Raw genomic sequence first — 18,852 nt, forward strand, 5'->3', positions numbered from 1 at the left:
CTTGTCTTTCGTTCAGAGGGGCCAGATCGCCTGGGCGGCGGTCGAGAGGCCGGCGCGGACCGCCGTGTCGGCGTCGACGACCTGAAGCGGGCAATCGAGGCTTGCGAGCGCGGCTTGATAAAGCGTGCCGAGGGAACCGGAGGCGACGAGGCAGATGCTGTCGATCGTCTTGGCCGAAGCCAGCGCGCCGGCGATCTCAAGGCCGATCAAGGTGCCCGAGAGCAACGCCTTGGCGTCGGTCGCACTGGCGCCGTGCAGCAATTGCCCGGCGCGCGCGCCGAAGAGCAGGCTGGTTCCCAAGGCGGGATTGGTGCGTGCCTCGGCCACTGCCGCCGCAAAGGCGGGATGTTCGCCGGAAAACGCATGTGCGTCCGCGATCGAGTGGCTGAGGATCGAATGCTTCGAGATCACGTCGAACAGTTCGCCGGTCATGAAGGTGGAGAAGCCACTGACGGCGCCGTCTTCGAGGCGAACCCACTTGCTGTGCGTTCCCGGCATGCAGACGAGGTGCCGGCCGCGACCGAGTTCGCCTGCTGCGCCGAGCAGTTGTGTTTCTTCGCCGCGCATCACGTCCGGGTGCCGCCGGTCGCGCTGTGCGAGACCCGGCAGGATGCGAATGTCACGGTCGAGGTCCGGGACGGCCACGGCATGGGAGGCGATGGCCGCGAGTGCCGCCGGGGTATCGAGATAACCGGCCTCGACCCAGCCTTGCTTGGCGCCGGCCATGCCACAGATGATCGCCGGCAGATGGCTGGGCGCGTCGACGGCGTCGAGGTGCTTTTCCAGGATCGTATGAAAACCGGTTTTGCTGGCGGTCGTCATGCCTTCGCCGCTGCGGCGTTCGGCAAGCACGGAGCCGTCCTCGCCGATGATCCACAGCCGAAAGCTCGTCGTTCCCCAGTCCACTGCGGCATAATAGGCTGCCGTCATCAAAGTGCGCCTCCATCGATGATCATTGTTTGCGCGGTCATGCCTGCGGAGCAGTCCGACGCGAGGTAAAGGCAGGGCCCGACGAGATCGTCGGCAGTCAGGCTGCGTTTCAGGCACTGCCTTTCCTGCATCTTGGCGATTGCATCGTCGCTGAGCCAGAGCCGTTTCTGCCGTTCGGTGACGATCATGCCGGGCAGGATCGCGTTGACGCGGATATTGTCGGGACCGAGCCTACCGGCGAGCGACTTGGTCAGGCCGACGATGCCGGCCTTCGCCGTGGCATAGGCCGGTATCTCGCCCATATTCAGCAGGAAGGCGATCGAGGAGAAATTGATAATCGAGCCGCTGCCCGCTTGCCGCATGTGCGGCGCGACCGCCTGGCTCATGAAGAACAGGTGTCTGAGATTGACTGCCTGGCTCTCGTCCCAGGTTTCTTCGCTCACGACCTCCAATGCCTGGCGATCGTCGCGCGCCGCATTGTTGACAAGCACATGGATCGCACCGAGCGCTGCGGCCGCCGTTTCCGCAGCGTTCCGCACCACGTCGATGTCGCGCAGGTCGCCGGGAATGAAATGCGGCTTGTAGCCGGTTTGATCGTCAAGCCGCTCGCAGAGATCGGCGCCCGCCCGCTCGTCGATATCGACGAAGGCGACCCGCGCGCCCTGGCGCACGAAGCCTTCGACCAGGGCGGCGCCGATCCCCGAGCCGCCGCCTGTAATCAGCACGCCGCGGCCGGTGAGATCGTGAAATTGTACCTTGGGCGCCGGCATGTCCCGCATTCCCTCGTGAAAGCCGTTTCAGGATGTAATTTGTTCCATTATTTGGAACTTGATTTTAATATGTGGAATTATCGGGTCGAAGCGGCTATCTTGTCAAGATCAGGCGCGACGGCGAAAGCCACTTGAAGACAAGCGAACGGCGATGACGAGCGAGATGATAGCGACGGACGAGGGGCGCGGCGAGGCCGGCACGGGCACGCTCGGCAAGGCAATCGCCGTGTTGGAAGCCGTGGTCACCGCAGATGGACCGCAGCGCTTTACAGATATTCTTGCCCGGTCCGGTCAACCGCGGGGCACGTTGCATCGCCTGCTTAGCCACCTTGTCGAAGAGGGCTTGTTGATCCAGCGTCGCGATCTTTCCTACGAGCCCGGCCTTCGGCTGCTGACGCTTGCCTATCGCTCCTGGTCTGCCAATCGCTTTCGTGACGTTGCCGAACCGCACCTGCAGCGTCTGCACGAATTGACCGGTGAGACCGTGCATCTCGGTATCCTGCGCGAAACGGAGATCGTCTATGTCGACAAGGTCGAGAGCCGCCAGACGGTGCGCATGAGCTCGCAGATCGGCAAGGCGTCGCCGGCCTATTGCACCGGCATCGGCAAGGCGGCGTTATCGCTGCTTGCGCCGCCGGAGCTGGAGCATGTGCTGGCCAGAACCGCGTTTCACCCTTTCACCCGGCACACGCATCGTTCGGCGGCGACCCTGCGCGCGGAAGTCGAAGAGATCAGTCGCGATGGTCATGCCTTCGATCGCGAAGAGCATGAAGCGGAAATCCGTTGCGTGGCTGCACCCATTGCTATCCCCGGTAGCGAGCTTGCGGCCGGAATCTCGGTGACGGGGCCGGCCTACAGGGTCAGCATGGAGCAATTGGTGGCCTGGGCAGCGCCTGTGCGTGAGGCGGCTCGGGCGATCGCCGAGGAGGCCGCGATCCGGCTCGGCCCCGGGCGCGGTGGACCTTGAATTCACTTTACGGTAAATTAGAAACATCGACTGGACGTGACGCGTCAAGCTCGATAGTTTTTAATATATCAGACTCAGGTTCGTGGATGGTCTTAGTCTGGTTTGGTTTTGGTATTTGCAGAATTTTTGGCGTAATCTTCATGCGGCGTCAGCGGCCGGCCCTTCTGCGGTGCCGGATGTGGAGAAGGGCGGAAGATGATCGATTTCAGTGCGAATTTGTCGTCGTTGAAGCTTCCTGATGGGCGGAGCATCAGGGGGCCGATCTGTTGCGAAGAAGACTTTCGGCGAGTAATCGCCCAGGTGGCGGATGCTTACGGTTTCCGCGGCTTTCTGGTGCTTGCTGTTCCGGACACGGGTTGCAATAGCCTGTCGGCCAACGCGCTCGTGACCAATTACCCGACCGCGTTCCTGCAGGGGTATGACAGCGCCGGCCTGATCAATGGCAGTCCGGTGATCCAGCGCCTGCGCCGCAGCACCATTCCCTTCACCTATGACGCGCATCAGCTGGCGCGTCGCCGGTCGGATGGCAAGGGCGATGCGGCCATTTGCGTCTTTGAGCAGGCAAACATGCCGCGCGGCCTCTATCTGCCGGTGCATGATGCAAGCGGTCACCGCGCAGCCATCGCCTTTGGTGGCGATCGCCCGGTCGTCTCCAACGACGAGCTGCAGGAGCTCAATCTGTGGGCCGGGCTGCTTTATAGCAAGTACATGGAAGTCCGCGAGCGTGACCGGCGTGGGGCGGGCAGCCTTTCGCGCCGCGAGGTGGAGTGCCTGCGTTGGGCGGCTGCCGGTAAGACCACCAGCGAGATGGCGAAAATCCTCACGTTGTCCGAATATACGGTCAACCACTACCTCAACCGCGCGACACGCAAGCTGGACTCTGTCAATCGGGTTCAGACGGTCGCCAAGGCCGTGCGTGCCGGTCTCATCAATTGATGACCGGTGCCGGCCGCGCCTGAAGAGGGCAGCCCTGCCTGTGCTTCGCGATGGAAATACACAGACTTTTGGGCCGAGTGGGCCGGGAATCTCGATCATCTGTTGGCATTGGCAGGCCGCTCGGTCTATTTGATACTTAATGAATGCCATGGAACGCGCGAATGCAGGATACGATGACGGCCGGGATGACTGACGCAGATCTGCCCCGGGGCGGCGATTTCGCGTCCGAAATCGCAAAGCTTGAGACCCAGTTCGATATCATCCGCTATATGCGGCGGATTACGCAGGTCTTCGGTTTCAAGACCTTTCTGATCTGCTCGATCCCTTCGATCGACGTGGAGCGTCTGGCCGCGAGCACCGTCATCTCCAACATGCCGGCCGAACTGCTGAACAAGTATGACAGCCTTTCGATGCTGCGCTTCAGCACCGGTGTGCGCCGCCTGCGCGAGACGACGACACCGTTCCAGGTAACGCTCGAAGCCTGGGAAGATGAGGGCGGCAAGCCGGATACGGCCGCAGAATACATCGCGATGCTGCGCGAAAACGGCATCTTCCAGGCAAGCTACTTCCCCGTTCATGATGCCGAGGGCGGCCGCGGCGCGGTCATCCTCATGGGCCCGCTGGTCGAGTTGCCGATGACGGTGACCATGGAACTGCAGATGATTGCAATCCATGTCTACAATCGTCTCGCCGAAATCGGTTCGGTATGGAAGAGCAGTGGCGCAACGCTTTCGGAGCGCGAGATCCAGTGCCTGAGCTGGACGGCGGCCGGAAAGACCAGTGCCGAAATCGCCGGCATCCTCGGGCTCTCCGAACACACGGTCAATCACTACCTAAACCACGTGACCAAGAAGCTCGACGCCGTGAACCGCACGCAGGCGGTCGTAAAGGCGATGAAGAAGGGCTACATCAGTTAGCCCTCACGGCCTCGAAGGGCCGTAACCTCCTTCCTGCACGCGCCTCTGTCTGCGCTGTGATTGCGAAGCCTGTCGCGCTAGTCGCGCCCGCGCTCCCTCCGGACCGAAATCGCCACTGCCGAGCCGATTTGCTCCATGATTGGACGATTTGCAGACGGCTGCTCAGAAACTGGGCAGATGCTCCCGTGCAATTCTACACCCAGAAATCGACTATCAGGTTGAAAATAATTGATATTCTGACAGAACTTGAATCTGGCACGCATCCTGCATTTCAAGTGACATGTCCAGAGGGGACTAAAATAAGGACAGCGCCCACGAAGGTCGCGACCAAAAGGGCCACTGCCCGCTTCACGGTGATCCCGGATGTACGGACACCGAAGCGGGTGGTGGCCCTTCCTTTTTCCGATATGTCGCATTGGCGAAGCGCCCCGCCTCGACTATCTAAGGGATAACAAAAGAATGAGAGGGCGCGATGCCGGAAGTCACGAAAGAAGTGGTCCTTGAGAAGCTGCGTACGGTGCGTGGCCCGGGCATGGAAGGCAACATCGTCGATCTCGGGCTTGTGTCTGATGTCTTCATCTCCGATGGCAAGGCGTATTTCTCGATTACGGTGCCGGCGGACCGCGCCAAGGAGCTGGAACCGATGCGGGCCGCAGCCGAGCGCGTCGTGCGGGATATCCCGGGCATCACGGCCGCCATGGTTGCGCTGACCGCCGACCGCAAAGCGGCGCCTGCAGGCGCCCCGGTGCAACGTCCACAGCCGTCAGCAGCGCCGCATGCCGGCCATTCCCATGCGCCGCGTCCCGCCGGTGGACCGCCCGCCAAGGCCGGGATTCCGGGTGTCGGCGCCATCATCGCCGTCGCTTCCGGCAAGGGCGGCGTTGGCAAGTCAACGACCTCGGTCAATCTGGCGCTTGCGCTGAAGGCCAACGGCCTGAAGGTCGGCCTGCTCGATGCCGATATTTACGGCCCCTCGATGCCGCGCCTTCTGAAGATTTCCGGACGGCCGCAACAGATCGAAGGGCGCCTCATCCGCCCGATGGAAAATTACGGCCTCAAGGTCATGTCCATGGGCTTCCTCGTCGATGAGGAAGTGGCGATGATCTGGCGCGGACCGATGATCCAGTCGGCCCTGCTGCAGATGCTGCGCGAAGTCGCCTGGGGCGATCTCGATGTTCTGGTCGTCGATATGCCGCCCGGCACCGGCGACGCCCAGCTCACCATGGCCCAGCAAGTGCCGCTTGCCGGCGCCGTCATCGTCTCAACGCCGCAGGATCTGGCGCTGATCGATGCCCGCAAGGGCCTTGCCATGTTCCGCAAGGTGGAGGTCCCGGTTCTCGGTATTGTCGAGAACATGAGCTACTTCATCGCGCCCGACACCGGCAAACGCTACGATATCTTCGGCCACGGCGGTGCCCGCAAGGAGGCTGAGCGCATTGGTGTTCCGTTCCTCGGCGAAGTGCCGCTGACCATGGGCATTCGCGAGACGTCGGACGCCGGCACGCCGCTGGTTGCATCCGACCCGACCGGCGAGGTCGCGCGTGTCTATCGCGATATCGCGACAAAGGTCTGGGAGCAGGTATCGGCCACGCAGCAGGACAAGAGCCGCGCCGCGCCGACCATCGTCTTCGAATGATGGTCTCCGGGGCGTAATTCTCCCCGAGCGGGACGTGCGGCAAATCAAGGTGCTACGGCGAATTTGCGCGTCTGGCATGACGCGACGCGGGGGCACCGAATCGTTTTGCCCTTGATTCGATTTTGCTTTAAGCAAACATGCGGTAGGGTGGAGCCGGCATGGCGGCACTCGCCCGCGTGCCGGATTGCAAGGGGGCATTGATTTTGCGTTTGCGTTGCGCCATATGCCTTGCCGCACTTGCGAAGGCGCCCAACTTGACGCCCTCTCGCCGGAGATTTTGGCCTCCCGCGATGACTGAGTTGAAGACTTTGTCCTGACTGGCGGAACGTTCGATCCGATGGATCTCTATTGTGGGTATTTTGTGGCGCACGACCTTTCGCCTTCGCTGTTTGGCACACGGCATAGTTCCTTAAGTCGCGATCGATTTAGGGGCAAAATTGTGCAGCAACTTCACGTGTCACAGCGGCCATTGCGCGACTTGGCAGACGCACAGCGCTGCAAGCTTCGTTTGACGAGGACGGTCGCATGATCACCGGCTATTGCGCCGATGGGACTGCCGTCGTTCTGACGCCGGCCGAACCGCCCGAGAACCTGCGTCGCGACATCATCTGGCTGGATCTGGTCGAGCCCAGCAAGGCGGAAGACCTGATGATGGAGAAGCTTCTCGGCATTTCCATCCCGACACGCGACGATCTGAAGGACATTGAACCTTCGAGCCGCCTTTATGTCGAAGAGAATGCCGTGTTCATGACGGCGTCGTTGGTGTTTCGTTCGGATACGGAAATGCCTGGCCTTACGGATGTCGGCTTCATCCTCTCCGGTGGCCGGCTCGTGACCATTCGCTATGCCGAGCCTCGGTCCTTCACCCTTTTCAGGACATCCATGCATCGCTTCCCGGGCGGTTGCCGCGACGGTGCAGTCGTGCTCACCCGGCTGCTGGAAACGATCGCCGACCGGACTGCCGAAATTCTCGAGCAGGCGGTCACGAAGATCGACGATCTGTCGATCGACGTCTTCAGCGACAAGGCGGCAGGCAAGCGCCGGCCGCCGCACTATCTCGAAGCGCGACTGCGCGACGTCGCCGGTCACCACCGCCTGGTCGCCAAGACGCGTGACAGTCTTGCATCGCTGTCGCGCCTGCTGACCTTCGTCTATACCGTTCCCGTTGTGCAGGAAGACAAGGACACGCGCGAGCTCTGCCGCTCGATCTCGCGCGATATCCAGTCGCTGTCCGAACATGCAAGTTTCATTTCCGGCAACATCACCTTCCTGCTCGATGCGTCGCTGGGCCTCATCAATGTCGAACAGAACGCTATCATCAAGATTTTCTCGATCGCGTCGGTCGTCCTGTTGCCGCCGACCCTGATCGCCTCGGTCTATGGCATGAACTTCCGCGTCATGCCCGAACTGGAATGGTACTTCGGTTATCCCTGGGCGCTTGCGGCTATGGTGATTTCGGCTGTCATCCCCTTTTTCTTTTTCCGCTGGAAAGGCTGGCTTTGAACGCCAGTAGGTTTGCATGACCCAATCGCATGCCCCTTCCACCCATGAGCCGAAGGATCTGCGCCGTCTGCTGGTCCTCGGGCTCGGTTCGATCGGTGTCGTCTATGGCGATATCGGCACCAGCCCGCTCTATGCCTTTCGCGAAGCGTTGCGCCCGGTTTCCCATGACGGCGTGACCGACGCGGAAATCATCGGCCTGATCTCGCTGATGATCTGGACGCTGACGATCATCGTCACGATCAAGTACGTTTTGTTCCTGCTGCGTGCCGACAACCAGGGCGAGGGCGGAACACTGTCGCTGCTCGCCCTTCTGATGAAGTCGGCCAACGGGCACGCATCGATCCTCTTCTTCATGGGGATTGCCGGTGCTGCGCTCTTCATCGGCGACGCGATGATTACTCCGGCCCTTTCCGTTCTTTCGGCCGTCGAAGGTTTGAAGCTGGTGACGCCAGCGCTATCGGAATATGTGGTGCCGATCGCCGTGGTGATCCTGCTCATGCTCTTTGCGGTGCAGTCGAAGGGGACGGCGGCAGTCTCGAATTTCTTCGGTCCGATCACGCTTGTCTGGTTCCTGGTGATGGGCGGCATCGGTCTCGTCCACATCTCCGACGACCTCTCGATCTTCAAGGCGTTCAATCCGCTCTATGCCGTGAGCTTCATGCTCAGCGAAGGCTATGTCGGCATCATCGTGCTTGGCGCCGTGTTCCTGACGGTGACGGGGGCTGAAGCGCTCTACGCCGACCTCGGGCATTTCGGGCGCCGCCCGATCCAGTGGGCCTGGTTTCTGATCGTCTTCCCGGCGTTGACCCTCAACTATCTCGGCCAGGGCGCCTTCGTGTTGAAGAACCCGGAAGCCATGTCCGACCCATTCTTCCTGATGTTCCCGAAATGGGCACTGCTGCCCGTCGTCATCCTGGCGACTGCGGCTACCATCATTGCCAGCCAGGCGGTGATAACCGGGGCTTTCTCACTGACGCGACAGGCGATCCACCTCGGCTTCCTGCCGCGCATGGCGATCTTCCATACGTCTGAAACTCACACCGGCCAGATCTACCTGCCGAACGTCAATACGCTTCTGATGTTCGGCGTCATGGCGCTCGTCTTCGTCTTCGGGTCGTCGGAATCGCTTGCTACCGCCTACGGCATCTCTGTCACCGGTGCGATGGTGGTGACGACGGTGCTTTCCTTCGAGTTCCTGCGCACGCGTTGGAACTGGTCGGGAATCTGGGCGGCGGCCGTACTGCTGCCGCTGTTTGCGCTGGAATTCATCTTCCTCGGCGCCAACATGCTGAAGATCCACGACGGTGGCTACGTGCCGGTGCTGATCGCCGCCACCTTCATCATCATCATGTGGACCTGGCGGCGCGGAACTGAAATCCTGCACGCCAAGACGCGCCACATCGACATTCCGTTGGCGAGCTTCATCAAGTCGATCGAACGCAAGAGCGAGCATGCGCCCGTGGCTGTGCCCGGCACGGCCGTGTTTCTGACCAGCGATCCAGAGTCTACTCCGGCGGCGCTGCTCCACAACATCAAGCACAACCACGTGCTGCACAATCAGAACTTTATTCTGACGATCCGCACCGCCAACACGCCGAAGGTGCCGAAATCCGAGCGGGTAAGCATGCAGCCGCTCTCGGACCGCTTCACGCTGCTCGAGATGCGCTTTGGCTTCATGGAAACCCAGAACGTCTCGCAGGCGCTCGGTCTCTTCCGCAAGTCAGGGCTGAAGTTCGACATCATGTCGACCTCCTTCTATCTCGGTCGCCGCAAGCTGGTGCCCGACGCCGAATCCGGCATGCCGCACTGGCAGGACCGGCTCTTCATCGCGCTCGCCAATGCCGCGATCGACCCGTCCGATTACTTCCGCCTGCCGACCAACCGGGTCGTCGAGCTCGGTTCGCACGTCATTATCTGATCGTCTTGCCCCTCTGTCCGGTGTGCCGGGTAGGGTCCTCGCGTCCGCGAAGAGAAATACGGAGCCGTTCCCGGCCGGGAACGGCTCCGTTTGCTTGTAATGCCCCTGCCGTTCAGCGCCATCGCATTAACCAAACATCAAGGTTAATGCTTCATTTTCAAAGCTCGAACGAAGCGGCTCCGGCGGGGTGTCCGGCCGCCTCATTGTCTTAGCTTCCCGTGCGGAATCTCCGACGCTGGCCTCCGGCCGGCGCGGGCGAAGCCGTGCCGTTCGTCAAGCGTTGCGTGGAGTCGGTTGATGCGTAAGAGTCGGAACCTGCGTCAAAAGTCTCGCCTGAACGTGTCTGCGTGGATGGCGCCTGCAATCATCGGCCTCGCGCTCTATCTCGGCTTCCCCTCAGTTGCGGCCTATGCGGACCTGGCGACCTTTCTCTCCGGCATCAATCGCGGCGGCGAACGCTGGCGCATGTATATGACGCCGTCGCCGGCAGGCTCGATCCACGAAGTCGAGATGGTTTTTGCCGATCCGATCACGACGGGTGGGCTTGATGGCGGCGCCGGCATCAACATGCCCGACGGCAGCCGCGTCGCACTCACCTCGGAGACCAAGCACTCCGGTACGCCCGACGAAGAGCGTGTCAATCGCCGCGCCAAGAAGGGGCGCATCGTCGCTGTCACGCCGGTGACGCCGCCGAAGGATTTCACCGCCGGCTCCATCCTGCAGCGCACGAGCTCTTTGACGGAGCCGCGCTTCGAGGAGGGCGAGAAGATGGTCTTCGCCAAATCGCGCATCAAGGGCAAGGAGATCGAGATCGCCACGGCCTTCTATAGAAAGAAGCCGCCAAAGGTGGATCCAGGCGTTTCGCCGATGCTGGCCAAGCTCGTGACGAACAACAAGCCCGACATTCTTGCGACTGCTTACGTCCGGCCCGAGCCGGACTATGCGCGTGAATCGCCCTTCGATTCGATCCTGCGCGAAGACGAGAATGCCGGTCGCTTCATTCCCGAGATCGCACCGGACGATCATGCCTGGGCAGCAACCGTGTTGCCGCCGGCCGTTTTCAGCAAGGAAGAACAGACCTGCCTTGCCGAAGGCATCTACTTTGAAGCGCGCAGCGAGTCGCTCAAGGGCCAAGCGGCGGTGGCGCAGGTGATTCTCAATCGCGTCCGCAATCCGACCTATCCGAAAACCATTTGCGGCGTCGTCTATCAGAACAAGACCTGGCGCAATCGCTGCCAGTTTTCCTTTGCCTGCGACATGATCCGCGACCTGATCTATTCCCGCTCGCATTGGAAGACGGCCAAGGACGTGGCTATGGCGGTCACGGCGGGCAAGATCTGGCTGCCGGAAGTGGGGTCTGCCACCCATTACCATGCCACCTACGTCAATCCGCCGTGGGCGAAGACGATGAAGCGGGTCGGCAAGATCGGCATGCACATCTTCTACCGCACCTATGGTGGCGGCTGGAGCTGATCGGCATCTGACGCGATTTCGCCGTCTTTGGCTTTCGGGCGTGGGGCGGAGATTCCTGCAGGCCGAGCGCGCGATTCCCGCATCCAACCTTGCAGAGGATCGCGTGATATGCGCCTAACCAATTGAATTACCGTGATAATATTGTCCACGGCGAAGCGGCCTGCATGCCTTGACTATGCGGGTGCCTAAAACTATGTTGCGCGCGACTTCAAATGGGGCCGAAACGTGGCTTGAACGCTGGCCTATTGTATGACCGAAATCGCGGTCCAAGACCCGATGAGGACGGCAAGGGAGTAGCCACGTGGCGGAGAAACCTGAAGAAAGTCTGGAAGCGCGGCTGAAGCAGCTCGGCGAGAAGATTGAGGCCAAGAAGCCTCATGCGCCTGATGCAGTGGAGGCCCGTGCCGCCGAAAGCCGCAAGGGCTATGCGGCGGCGATGAAGCTCTCGAGCGAATTCATCGCCGCGATCGTTGTCGGGGCGTTTCTGGGCTATCTTTTGGACCACTTTGCGGGTACAGGGCCGTGGGGCATGATCGTCTTCCTGCTTCTTGGCTTCTGCGCTGGCGTGCTGAATGTGCTGCGCTCGGCCGGTATGGTGGCGACACCGGAAGCCGGAAGAGGCGGCCCTAGGAATGACAAGAAGGACGGAGACGCCCGCTGAGGCGTTGCCCCGAAGAAAACGGTTTCCGCTCTTGGGCGGGCAGAACGAAAGAGAAGCGCGGTGTCAAACGATCCGACCCACCAGTTCCTGGTCAACAAGATTGTCCCGATCGAGATTGGCGGACTTGACTTTTCCTTCACCAATGCGTCGCTGTTCATGGTTGCGACCGTCGGTGCCGCTGCAGGCTTCCTTTATCTGACGACGTCGCAGCGCGGTCTGATCCCGACCCGCATGCAGTCGGTTTCGGAAATGTCCTACGAATTCATCGCCTCGATGCTGCGCGAAGGCGCCGGCAGCGGCGGCATGAAGTTCTTCCCGATGGTGTTCTCGCTGTTCATGTTCATCCTGACGGCGAACCTGCTCGGCATGATGCCCTACTTCTTCACGGTGACCAGCCAGATCATCGTCACCTTCGCGCTGGCGCTCTTCGTTATCGGCACCGTTATTCTCTATGGTTTCTACAAGCACGGTTTCGGCTTCCTGAAGCTTTTCGTGCCGCATGGCGTACCCGGCGTGCTTCTACCGCTCGTCGTCGCGATCGAAATCATCTCGTTCCTTTCCCGCCCCATCAGCCTTTCGGTCCGCCTTTTCGCCAACATGCTGGCCGGCCACATCACGCTGAAGGTTTTCGCAGGCTTCGTCACCTCGCTCAGCGCCCTCGGCGCGCTCGGCATCGGTGGCGCCATCCTGCCGCTCATCATGACCGTTGCCATTACCGGTCTTGAATTCCTCGTCTGCTTCCTCCAGGCCTATGTCTTCGCGGTACTGACCTGCATGTACCTCAACGACGCTGTCCATCCCGGAAGCCACTAAGGAATACAGTCGCTTGCTTCCGGCCGGCCCTCCGTCGGAAGCGCAATCCTAAGCCGCAACACCATTCGAAGGAGTTCAATCATGGAAGCGGAAGCAGCAAAGTACATCGGCGCAGGTCTGGCTTGCCTCGGCATGGCCGGCACGGCTCTCGGCCTCGGCAACATCTTCGGCAGCTACCTCTCTGGCGCTCTGCGCAACCCGTCGGCTGCTGACGGCCAGTTCGGCCGCCTCGTATTCGGCTTCGCCGTTACGGAAGCTCTGGGCATCTTCTCGCTGCTCGTAGCCCTGCTCCTCCTCTTCGCCGTCTAATACCGGCTGGAGTTTCGGCCGCGGCCCGTCAAAAGGCCGCGGCCGCGCATATTCTTGAGTGCACCTGGAGGTGAGCATGTTTGTGACCGCGGCGTATGCCCAGCAGTCAACCACCACTGAAGGCGCCGAAGCACACGATGCCGCTGCGGCCGGTGAGGTGCACACCGAAACGGGTGTGGCCCACGAAGGCGAGGCTGGTTCCGGCGTGTTCCCGCCCTTCGATTCGACTCATTTCGCATCGCAGCTGCTCTGGCTCGCGATCACGTTCGGCCTCTTCTATCTTCTGATGTCGAAGGTCATCATTCCGCGGATCGGCGGAATTCTCGAAACCCGTCACGATCGGATCGCTCAGGATCTCGACGAAGCGTCCCGCCTCAAGGGCGAAGCAGACGCCGCCATCGCTTCCTACGAGCAGGACCTGGCAACGGCCAAGTCCAAGGGTCACAAGATTGCTGACGACGCTCGCGAATCGGCAAAGGCCAAGGCCAATGCAGACCGCACGGCCGTCGAAGCCGATCTCGCCAAGAAGATTTCGGCCGCGGAAGACCGCATCGCCGACATCAAGGCAAAGGCACTGGCCGACGTCGGCGCCATCGCCGAGGAAACCGCGACCGCTGTCGTTCAGCAGTTGATCGGTGGAACCGTCACCAAGGCCGAGATCACCGCTGCCGTCAAGGCATCGGCTGGCAACTGAGGAGCACTGAACCATGCATCTTGATGCAACTTTCTATGCCTTCGTTGGCCTGATCCTGTTCTTCGTCCTGATCGCCTATCTCAAGGTTCCGGGCATGATCGGCAAGGCGCTCGACGCCCGCGCCGAAAAGATCGGTAACGAGCTGACCGAAGCAAAGCGCCTGCGCGAAGAAGCGCAGAGCCTGGTCGCCGAGTACCAGCGCAAGCGTAAGGATGCCGAGGCGGAAGCTGCCGGTATCGTCGCTGCCGCTCAGCGCGAAGCCGAAATGCTGACGGCGGAAGCCAAGCAGAAGACCGAGGAATACGTTGCGCGTCGCACGGCTCTCTCGGAGCAGAAGATCAAGCAGGCTGAAAGCGACGCGATCAACGCCGTCCGTTCCGCTGCTGTCGATCTGGCGATTGCCGCTGCCGAGAAGGTCGTTGCCGCCAAGGCGGACGCCGGTGCACAGAGTGACCTGTTCAAGAAGGCGCTTGGCGAAGTCAAGGCACGCCTGAACTAAGCCGCCAGGACATTCCCGATTGAAAGAGCCCCGCCTTGTGCGGGGCTTTTTGTTTGTACCATGCGCCGAGTGACGCCTTTCCAAGCGTGTGGTGGTCGAGCCCGGGTGGGCCTATGCCGGCAGTCGCGCTGCTGCCTGCCCGAGACACAGCCGGACGGCCGGGATGTCGTCGGCGCTTCCAGCCCGGTATCGTGTCCGATGGCGCGACTGTTGGCCGCGTAGGCGCGGTGAAGGTGCGTCGAGGTCAGCCATCCGCGCGTTTCGGAACCGGGCGCGTCGGGTTGATCGTCTATTGAGGATGGGGCAGGCGCTAGTCGTCTTGCCGCAACGGCCGGAAGCTCATGCGGTGAAGAGCGCAGGGGCCTTGGGCTTCAATGGCGCGGCGATGGGTCACGGTCGCATAGCCGGCATGGAGCGCGAAGCCGTAACCGGGATGGGCGAGATCGGCGCGGGCCATCATGCGATCCCGGGTAACCTTGGCGACAATCGAAGCAGCGGCGATCGACAACGACCGCGCGTCACCTTTCACGACAGCTTTGGCGTGGCATGAAAGCCCGGGCGGCACGTCACGGCCGTCGACGAGCACGAAGCGGGCGGACGAGGTGAGGCCCGCCACCGCGCGCCGCATCGCTTCCAGACTTGCCTTGCGGATGTCGGTGGCATCTATCGTGCCGGCGGAAGCTGAGGCGATCGATACCTCCGATGTCGCGAGAATTGCTTCGAACAGCCTCTCGCGTGCCTGGGCGCTGAGCTTCTTGCTGTCATCGAGGCCTTCGGGAATGGCGTCGGGATCCAGGATGACTGCGGCTGCTACGACCGGCCCTGCGAGCGGGCCGCGGCCAGCTTCATCGGCGCCGGCGACAGGCCAGAAACCGTCCCCCTTCGCCGAGAGTTCAAAACTGAAATCGGGTGCTTCGATGATATCGGGAAAAAGGGGAGAATCGGACGACCTGCGAGACATAAGTCTAATTCGCATGATCGACCGATTCTCTTCAAGCCCCCAGGTCCGAGTGCGGCGGCGGACGGGGGGATGGCCGATGCCCCAGGCGGGGGCAGGGCATCGGAACTGTTTTGTGACCTCTGGGCGCCGGTTGCTTGAGGGAATGTGGTGGCGGTATCCCATCTCCCGGCATCGTCAGCGCGCAGCATCGGTCACGAACCCGGAATGGCCCTGCGCAGGCCACCCGGAAAATCGTCAAAGAAGCGAGAGTTGCACCCCCGTTCCCAGCGGCGGCACGAAGAGGTCGTCGCGAAGCTGCCGGCGTGTCGGGTTGAAGCCAAGGCGCTTGGTGGCGAGATCGAAGCGGCGGCCGATCTGCCACGCATAGGGACCGGCGCCTTTCATGCGCTTGCCGAATTCGGCGTCATAGTCCTTGCCGCCCCGCATGGAGCGGATGAGTGACATGACATGGCGATAACGGTCCGGATAGTTGCGCAGCAGCCAGTCGCGAAACAGCGGGCTAACTTCCAGCGGCAGCCGCAAGAGAACATAACTCGCTTCGGTCGCTCCAGCCGTCCTGGCCGCTTCGAGCACCCGCTCGATCTCATGGTCGTTGAGCGCGGGGATGATGGGCGAGACGAGAACGCCGGCGGGAATGCCCGCCTCGGCGAGGGCGCGAACCGCCTCCAGGCGCTTCGGAGGAGTCGCCGCGCGCGGCTCCATCGTTCGTGCCAGTTTGCGATCGAGCGTCGTGACCGAGATGCCGACCCGGACCAGTCCCTTCTCGGCCATCGGCGCAAGAATGTCGATGTCACGGGTCACCATCGCCGATTTCGTGACGATCATGACCGGATGGTTGGCCTCGCTGAGTACTTCCAGGATCTGGCGCATGATGCGCCATTCCTTTTCGATCGGCTGATAGGGATCCGTGTTGGTACCAATGGCGATTGGCCTGACCTTGTAATCCGGCCGCGCCAGTTCGCGCTCCAGGAGCCGAGCAGCATCCGGCTTGGCAAAGAGCTTGGCTTCGAAATCAAGGCCCGCCGAGAGGCCCATGAAGGCATGCGTCGGACGGGCGAAGCAATAGATGCAGCCGTGCTCGCATCCGCGATAGGGGTTGATCGAACGATCGAAGGAGATATCGGGAGAATCGTTCCGGGTGATCACCGACCGCGGCTTCTCGACCTGCACTTCGGTCTTGAACGGTGGCAGGTCCTCCAGGCTCTCCCAGCCGTCGTCGAAGCTTTCCCGCGCCTGTGGCTCGAAGCGGCCGGACATGTTGAGTCCGGCACCGCGCCCGCGGCGACGGTCAATGTCGATCCGCAATCCGGTTGCGCTCATCATCGCGTCGGCGACATCTGCCGTATTGGCGGGTGCGAGCGCACCCTGCCTGATCTGAGACAGCTCGGTCATTGGAATCTCCCCGGAATCAGATTTCTGATCCCGTTTTGTTCTGACTATTTTCCTATCGCGAAAACGAGAACAATTCAAGAACAAAAAGCAGGAGGTTTTCGTATGGATCCAAGATGCCTCCCAGCAGACCGCCGACGCCGGTCTGCGGATGTAGCAATTGTGACGGTGATGCGGTAGGACGGGCTATGCTGACGATCATAATGGAAACACAGGACAACGAAGCCGAACTGGTGCAGACGCTTTCGGTGCTCGTTGCCGGCGCCGTGGAGGGTCTCGTCAGCGATGTGATCATCCTAGACCATGGCTCCAGGGACGGTTCGTCGCGCGTGGCCGAGGCCGCCGGTTGCCGCTTTTGCCTCGATTGGGATCTCGGCGATGTCGTGCGCTCGGCACGCGGTGAATGGCTGATGTTGCTTGAGCCCGGCGCGCGCCCGATCGGTCGCTGGATTGACGAACTTGCCGAATACGTCTCGCTGAACAGGACGCCCGCGCGGTTCTCCGATTCCCGGATGCATCGCAAGCCGTTTTTCAGCCGTATGGTCCGGCGAAAGAAGCCGCTGGAAGCGGGTTTCCTGATGAACAAGAACGATGCCCTGGCGGCGGCGGCGGGCAACCGTTGCCTCGGCGACATGACGAACGTCCGGGCCGTTCGCAAGCTCCCTACCGAGCTCGTTCCGGCCTGGGTTGCCATCGAAGGCAGACCGGCGCGCCCTTGACCTCCACGCACTAAAAAGGTGCCAGTCCAGGGGACGGCACCTCAAGGTGTCTCTCAAATGACCTTGTCTGATAAAGTTCTTGCCGGGCAGCATTCTGGCTGCACGTCGTATCCCCTTGTTCTCCCCGCCCGGGGATATTGGCGGGGAGGCGTTTTTGCAGCCCGAAGAGAAACGTGCGGCGTCCGATCTTCGCTGGCTGGTAATCGGACGCTAACGAGGCAAAAAATGGCTGTCAGTTACAAAGGTAACAGACGCACCCGAAGAGCGATGGTTGCGCGTGGCGGGTTCCGGCTCAGCCGCGTTTCAGGTGCTCGTCGAGTCGGGGCATGATCTCGACGAAATTGCAGGGCATGTGCCGGTAGTCGAGCTGCTGCTTCAAGATGCCGTCCCAGGCGTCCCGGCAGGCCCCTGGCGATCCCGGCAGAACGAAGATGAAGGTGGCGTTGGCGACCCCGCCGGTCGCGCGCGACTGGATGGTCGAGGTGCCGATCTTTTCGTAGGAAATCCGGTGGAACACTTCGGAGAAGCCGTCCATGCGTTTTTCGAACAGCGGCTCCAGCGCCTCCGGCGTCACATCCCGGCCGGTGAAACCCGTGCCGCCGGTCGTGATCACCACGTCGATCGTCGGCTCCAGCGTCCAGGCCTTTACCTGGTCGTAAATCTTGGCCCGATCGTCCGGCACGATCGCGCGGGCTTCGAGGCGATGACCGGCGTCACGCACGCGCGCTTCCAGCGTGTCGCCCGATTTATCGTCAGCGAGTGTGCGCGTATCTGAAACGGTCAGAACAGCAATTCCGATGGGAATGAAGGGACGTTTTTGGTCGATGCCGGCCATTCTATTTGCCTCTTCCTGTCGTGTTGCAGGCGAGAACGTACCAGCCGGGTTGCGCCTCCGAAAGAGTGCGCGCTGTCGCAGCCGCATGCGCACCGTTGTCGAAAATGCCGAAGCAGGTTGCGCCTGAGCCTGACATCCGCACCAGCGTCGCGCCTGCTTCCGTCAGCACTTGGCAGACATCGCTTACCACCGGCTGCAACTGCTGCGCCGGCGGCTGCAGATCGTTGCGCATTGCCGCCATGGCCGCCAGCCATGCGTCGATCGTTCCAAGGTTCTGCGGCAGAACGAGCGGTGGATTGGTCTTGTTTGAAAGCGTCCGGAAGACCACAGGCGTCGAAACGGCAACGAGCGGATTGACGAGCACGAGGGACAGGGATGGAAGGTGGGCGAGCGGCGTGATCTCCTCGCCGATGCCCTTCGCCACGAGGGGCATGCCGGCAAGACACATCGGCACGTCGGCGCCCAGCGCCAATGCCATCTCGTCGAGGCGAGAAGGTTCGATCGTGGCGCCCCAAAGTTCGAGAAGCCCGAGCAGCGTGGCCGCCGCGTCCGCAGATCCGCCACCGATACCGGAGGCGAGGGGCAAGTTCTTTTCGAGATGCAGGTGAACAGTGCCGGCGGCGGCGGGATCGCGCGCGCGCAGTTCCGCACGCAGGAGGTCCCGCGCCTTTAGCACCAGATTGCCGCCCTCAGCGCTGGCATCCATGGGCAGTTCGGCAGCAAAAGGCCCCGAAACGGTGAAGAGATCGGCGTTTGCCGATGCAAGGCCGATGCGGTCGCCGCGATCGGCAAAGGTGACGAGGCTTTCGAGAAGATGATGGCCGTCGGCACGCTGGCCGACGACATGGAGCGCCAAGTTGATCTTTGCGGGCGCCGCGCGCGTCAGCGTGAAGCCAGCAATGCCGTCCTCGGTCATGGATCG

The 18,852-nt window shown here is 61.7% G+C and carries 19 protein-coding genes; 13 read left to right on the forward strand and 6 right to left on the reverse strand.

Features of this window, described 5'->3' with window-relative positions:
* Window positions 1–12: 12 nt before the first annotated feature.
* The gene (locus tag LAC81_RS02460) at window positions 13–933 is read right to left on the reverse strand and encodes a 2-dehydro-3-deoxygalactonokinase (protein ID WP_223726588.1); all 921 of its coding nucleotides are present in this window, start codon (window positions 931–933) and stop codon (window positions 13–15) included.
* Window positions 930–1,700: an SDR family NAD(P)-dependent oxidoreductase gene (locus LAC81_RS02465; protein WP_223726589.1), complete on the reverse strand. Its 771-nt coding sequence runs from the start codon at window positions 1,698–1,700 to the stop codon at window positions 930–932. The genes LAC81_RS02460 and LAC81_RS02465 overlap by 4 nt, the downstream gene beginning before the upstream one ends.
* Window positions 1,701–1,851: 151 nt before the next feature.
* Between LAC81_RS02465 and LAC81_RS02470 the strand changes: the two genes are divergently transcribed.
* The 12 genes from LAC81_RS02470 to LAC81_RS02525 all read left to right on the forward strand — a co-directional run bounded on the left by LAC81_RS02470 (window position 1,852) and on the right by LAC81_RS02525 (window position 14,026).
* The gene (locus LAC81_RS02470) at window positions 1,852–2,667 is read left to right on the forward strand and encodes an IclR family transcriptional regulator (protein WP_223726590.1); all 816 of its coding nucleotides are present in this window, start codon (window positions 1,852–1,854) and stop codon (window positions 2,665–2,667) included.
* A 195-nt stretch (window positions 2,668–2,862) separates the two neighbouring features.
* A complete protein-coding gene (locus tag LAC81_RS02475) occupies window positions 2,863–3,603 on the forward strand; it encodes a LuxR family transcriptional regulator (protein WP_113538057.1) in 741 nt (246 codons plus the stop codon).
* Window positions 3,604–3,746: 143 nt separating this feature from the next.
* Complete coding sequence (locus tag LAC81_RS02480) at window positions 3,747–4,520, forward strand: LuxR family transcriptional regulator (RefSeq protein ID WP_419195797.1); 774 nt, start codon at window positions 3,747–3,749, stop codon at window positions 4,518–4,520.
* Window positions 4,521–4,992: 472 nt separating this feature from the next.
* The gene (locus LAC81_RS02485; protein ID WP_223726591.1) at window positions 4,993–6,156 is read left to right on the forward strand and encodes an Mrp/NBP35 family ATP-binding protein; all 1,164 of its coding nucleotides are present in this window, start codon (window positions 4,993–4,995) and stop codon (window positions 6,154–6,156) included.
* A gap of 525 nt (window positions 6,157–6,681) precedes the next feature.
* On the forward strand, window positions 6,682–7,659 hold the full coding sequence (locus LAC81_RS02490) for a magnesium transporter CorA family protein (protein ID WP_223726592.1): 978 nt from the start codon (window positions 6,682–6,684) through the stop codon (window positions 7,657–7,659).
* 16 nt (window positions 7,660–7,675) lie between these two features.
* Complete coding sequence (locus tag LAC81_RS02495; RefSeq protein ID WP_223726593.1) at window positions 7,676–9,577, forward strand: potassium transporter Kup; 1,902 nt, start codon at window positions 7,676–7,678, stop codon at window positions 9,575–9,577.
* 297 nt (window positions 9,578–9,874) lie between these two features.
* Complete coding sequence (locus LAC81_RS02500) at window positions 9,875–11,050, forward strand: cell wall hydrolase (RefSeq protein WP_223726594.1); 1,176 nt, start codon at window positions 9,875–9,877, stop codon at window positions 11,048–11,050.
* 301 nt (window positions 11,051–11,351) lie between these two features.
* A complete protein-coding gene (locus tag LAC81_RS02505; protein WP_113538051.1) occupies window positions 11,352–11,711 on the forward strand; it encodes an AtpZ/AtpI family protein in 360 nt (119 codons plus the stop codon).
* A gap of 60 nt (window positions 11,712–11,771) precedes the next feature.
* Window positions 11,772–12,524, forward strand: a complete 753-nt coding sequence (locus tag LAC81_RS02510; RefSeq protein ID WP_113538050.1) for a F0F1 ATP synthase subunit A — start codon at window positions 11,772–11,774, stop codon at window positions 12,522–12,524.
* A gap of 81 nt (window positions 12,525–12,605) precedes the next feature.
* Complete coding sequence (locus LAC81_RS02515; protein WP_025426100.1) at window positions 12,606–12,833, forward strand: F0F1 ATP synthase subunit C; 228 nt, start codon at window positions 12,606–12,608, stop codon at window positions 12,831–12,833.
* Window positions 12,834–12,909: 76 nt separating this feature from the next.
* Window positions 12,910–13,527, forward strand: a complete 618-nt coding sequence (locus LAC81_RS02520) for a F0F1 ATP synthase subunit B (protein WP_113538049.1) — start codon at window positions 12,910–12,912, stop codon at window positions 13,525–13,527.
* 13 nt (window positions 13,528–13,540) lie between these two features.
* Window positions 13,541–14,026, forward strand: a complete 486-nt coding sequence (locus LAC81_RS02525) for a F0F1 ATP synthase subunit B (protein ID WP_113538048.1) — start codon at window positions 13,541–13,543, stop codon at window positions 14,024–14,026.
* Between the two features lie 310 nt (window positions 14,027–14,336).
* Here the strand turns inward: LAC81_RS02525 and LAC81_RS02530 are convergent, their stop codons facing one another.
* Together LAC81_RS02530 and LAC81_RS02535 are read right to left on the reverse strand one after the other, a co-directional pair.
* Window positions 14,337–14,987 carry a ribonuclease HII gene (locus LAC81_RS02530; protein WP_223726595.1) on the reverse strand — a complete coding sequence of 217 codons (651 nt, stop codon included), beginning with the start codon at window positions 14,985–14,987 and terminating at the stop codon, window positions 14,337–14,339.
* 234 nt (window positions 14,988–15,221) lie between these two features.
* Window positions 15,222–16,379 carry a PA0069 family radical SAM protein gene (locus LAC81_RS02535; protein WP_223726596.1) on the reverse strand — a complete coding sequence of 386 codons (1,158 nt, stop codon included), beginning with the start codon at window positions 16,377–16,379 and terminating at the stop codon, window positions 15,222–15,224.
* Between the two features lie 185 nt (window positions 16,380–16,564).
* Between LAC81_RS02535 and LAC81_RS02540 the strand changes: the two genes are divergently transcribed.
* Window positions 16,565–17,095: a glycosyl transferase gene (locus tag LAC81_RS02540; RefSeq protein WP_223726597.1), complete on the forward strand. Its 531-nt coding sequence runs from the start codon at window positions 16,565–16,567 to the stop codon at window positions 17,093–17,095.
* Window positions 17,096–17,387: 292 nt separating this feature from the next.
* Here the strand turns inward: LAC81_RS02540 and moaB are convergent, their stop codons facing one another.
* On the reverse strand, window positions 17,388–17,930 hold the full coding sequence (gene moaB, locus LAC81_RS02545; RefSeq protein ID WP_223726598.1) for a molybdenum cofactor biosynthesis protein B: 543 nt from the start codon (window positions 17,928–17,930) through the stop codon (window positions 17,388–17,390).
* 1 nt (window position 17,931) lies between these two features.
* On the reverse strand, window positions 17,932–18,846 hold the full coding sequence (locus LAC81_RS02550) for a 4-(cytidine 5'-diphospho)-2-C-methyl-D-erythritol kinase (protein ID WP_113538043.1): 915 nt from the start codon (window positions 18,844–18,846) through the stop codon (window positions 17,932–17,934).
* Window positions 18,847–18,852 lie beyond the last annotated feature (6 nt).

This window comes from Ensifer adhaerens (assembly GCF_020035535.1).
Lineage (GTDB): Bacteria > Pseudomonadota > Alphaproteobacteria > Rhizobiales > Rhizobiaceae > Ensifer.

Bases quoted from the DNA above. Each gene is read 5' to 3' on its own strand.
- LAC81_RS02465 (WP_223726589.1), bottom strand. From the start codon at position 1,700: ATGCCGGCGCCCAAGGTACAATTTCACGATCTCACCGGCCGCGGCGTG.
- LAC81_RS02470 (WP_223726590.1), top strand. From the start codon at position 1,852: ATGACGAGCGAGATGATAGCGACGGACGAGGGGCGCGGCGAGGCCGGC.
- LAC81_RS02475 (WP_113538057.1), top strand. From the start codon at position 2,863: ATGATCGATTTCAGTGCGAATTTGTCGTCGTTGAAGCTTCCTGATGGG.
- LAC81_RS02480 (WP_419195797.1), top strand. From the start codon at position 3,747: ATGCCATGGAACGCGCGAATGCAGGATACGATGACGGCCGGGATGACT.
- LAC81_RS02485 (WP_223726591.1), top strand. From the start codon at position 4,993: ATGCCGGAAGTCACGAAAGAAGTGGTCCTTGAGAAGCTGCGTACGGTG.
- LAC81_RS02490 (WP_223726592.1), top strand. From the start codon at position 6,682: ATGATCACCGGCTATTGCGCCGATGGGACTGCCGTCGTTCTGACGCCG.
- LAC81_RS02495 (WP_223726593.1), top strand. From the start codon at position 7,676: ATGACCCAATCGCATGCCCCTTCCACCCATGAGCCGAAGGATCTGCGC.
- LAC81_RS02500 (WP_223726594.1), top strand. From the start codon at position 9,875: ATGCGTAAGAGTCGGAACCTGCGTCAAAAGTCTCGCCTGAACGTGTCT.
- LAC81_RS02515 (WP_025426100.1), top strand. From the start codon at position 12,606: ATGGAAGCGGAAGCAGCAAAGTACATCGGCGCAGGTCTGGCTTGCCTC.
- LAC81_RS02520 (WP_113538049.1), top strand. From the start codon at position 12,910: ATGTTTGTGACCGCGGCGTATGCCCAGCAGTCAACCACCACTGAAGGC.
- LAC81_RS02525 (WP_113538048.1), top strand. From the start codon at position 13,541: ATGCATCTTGATGCAACTTTCTATGCCTTCGTTGGCCTGATCCTGTTC.
- LAC81_RS02530 (WP_223726595.1), bottom strand. From the start codon at position 14,987: ATGTCTCGCAGGTCGTCCGATTCTCCCCTTTTTCCCGATATCATCGAA.
- LAC81_RS02535 (WP_223726596.1), bottom strand. From the start codon at position 16,379: ATGACCGAGCTGTCTCAGATCAGGCAGGGTGCGCTCGCACCCGCCAAT.
- LAC81_RS02540 (WP_223726597.1), top strand. From the start codon at position 16,565: ATGCTGACGATCATAATGGAAACACAGGACAACGAAGCCGAACTGGTG.
- moaB (WP_223726598.1), bottom strand. From the start codon at position 17,930: ATGGCCGGCATCGACCAAAAACGTCCCTTCATTCCCATCGGAATTGCT.
- LAC81_RS02550 (WP_113538043.1), bottom strand. From the start codon at position 18,846: ATGACCGAGGACGGCATTGCTGGCTTCACGCTGACGCGCGCGGCGCCC.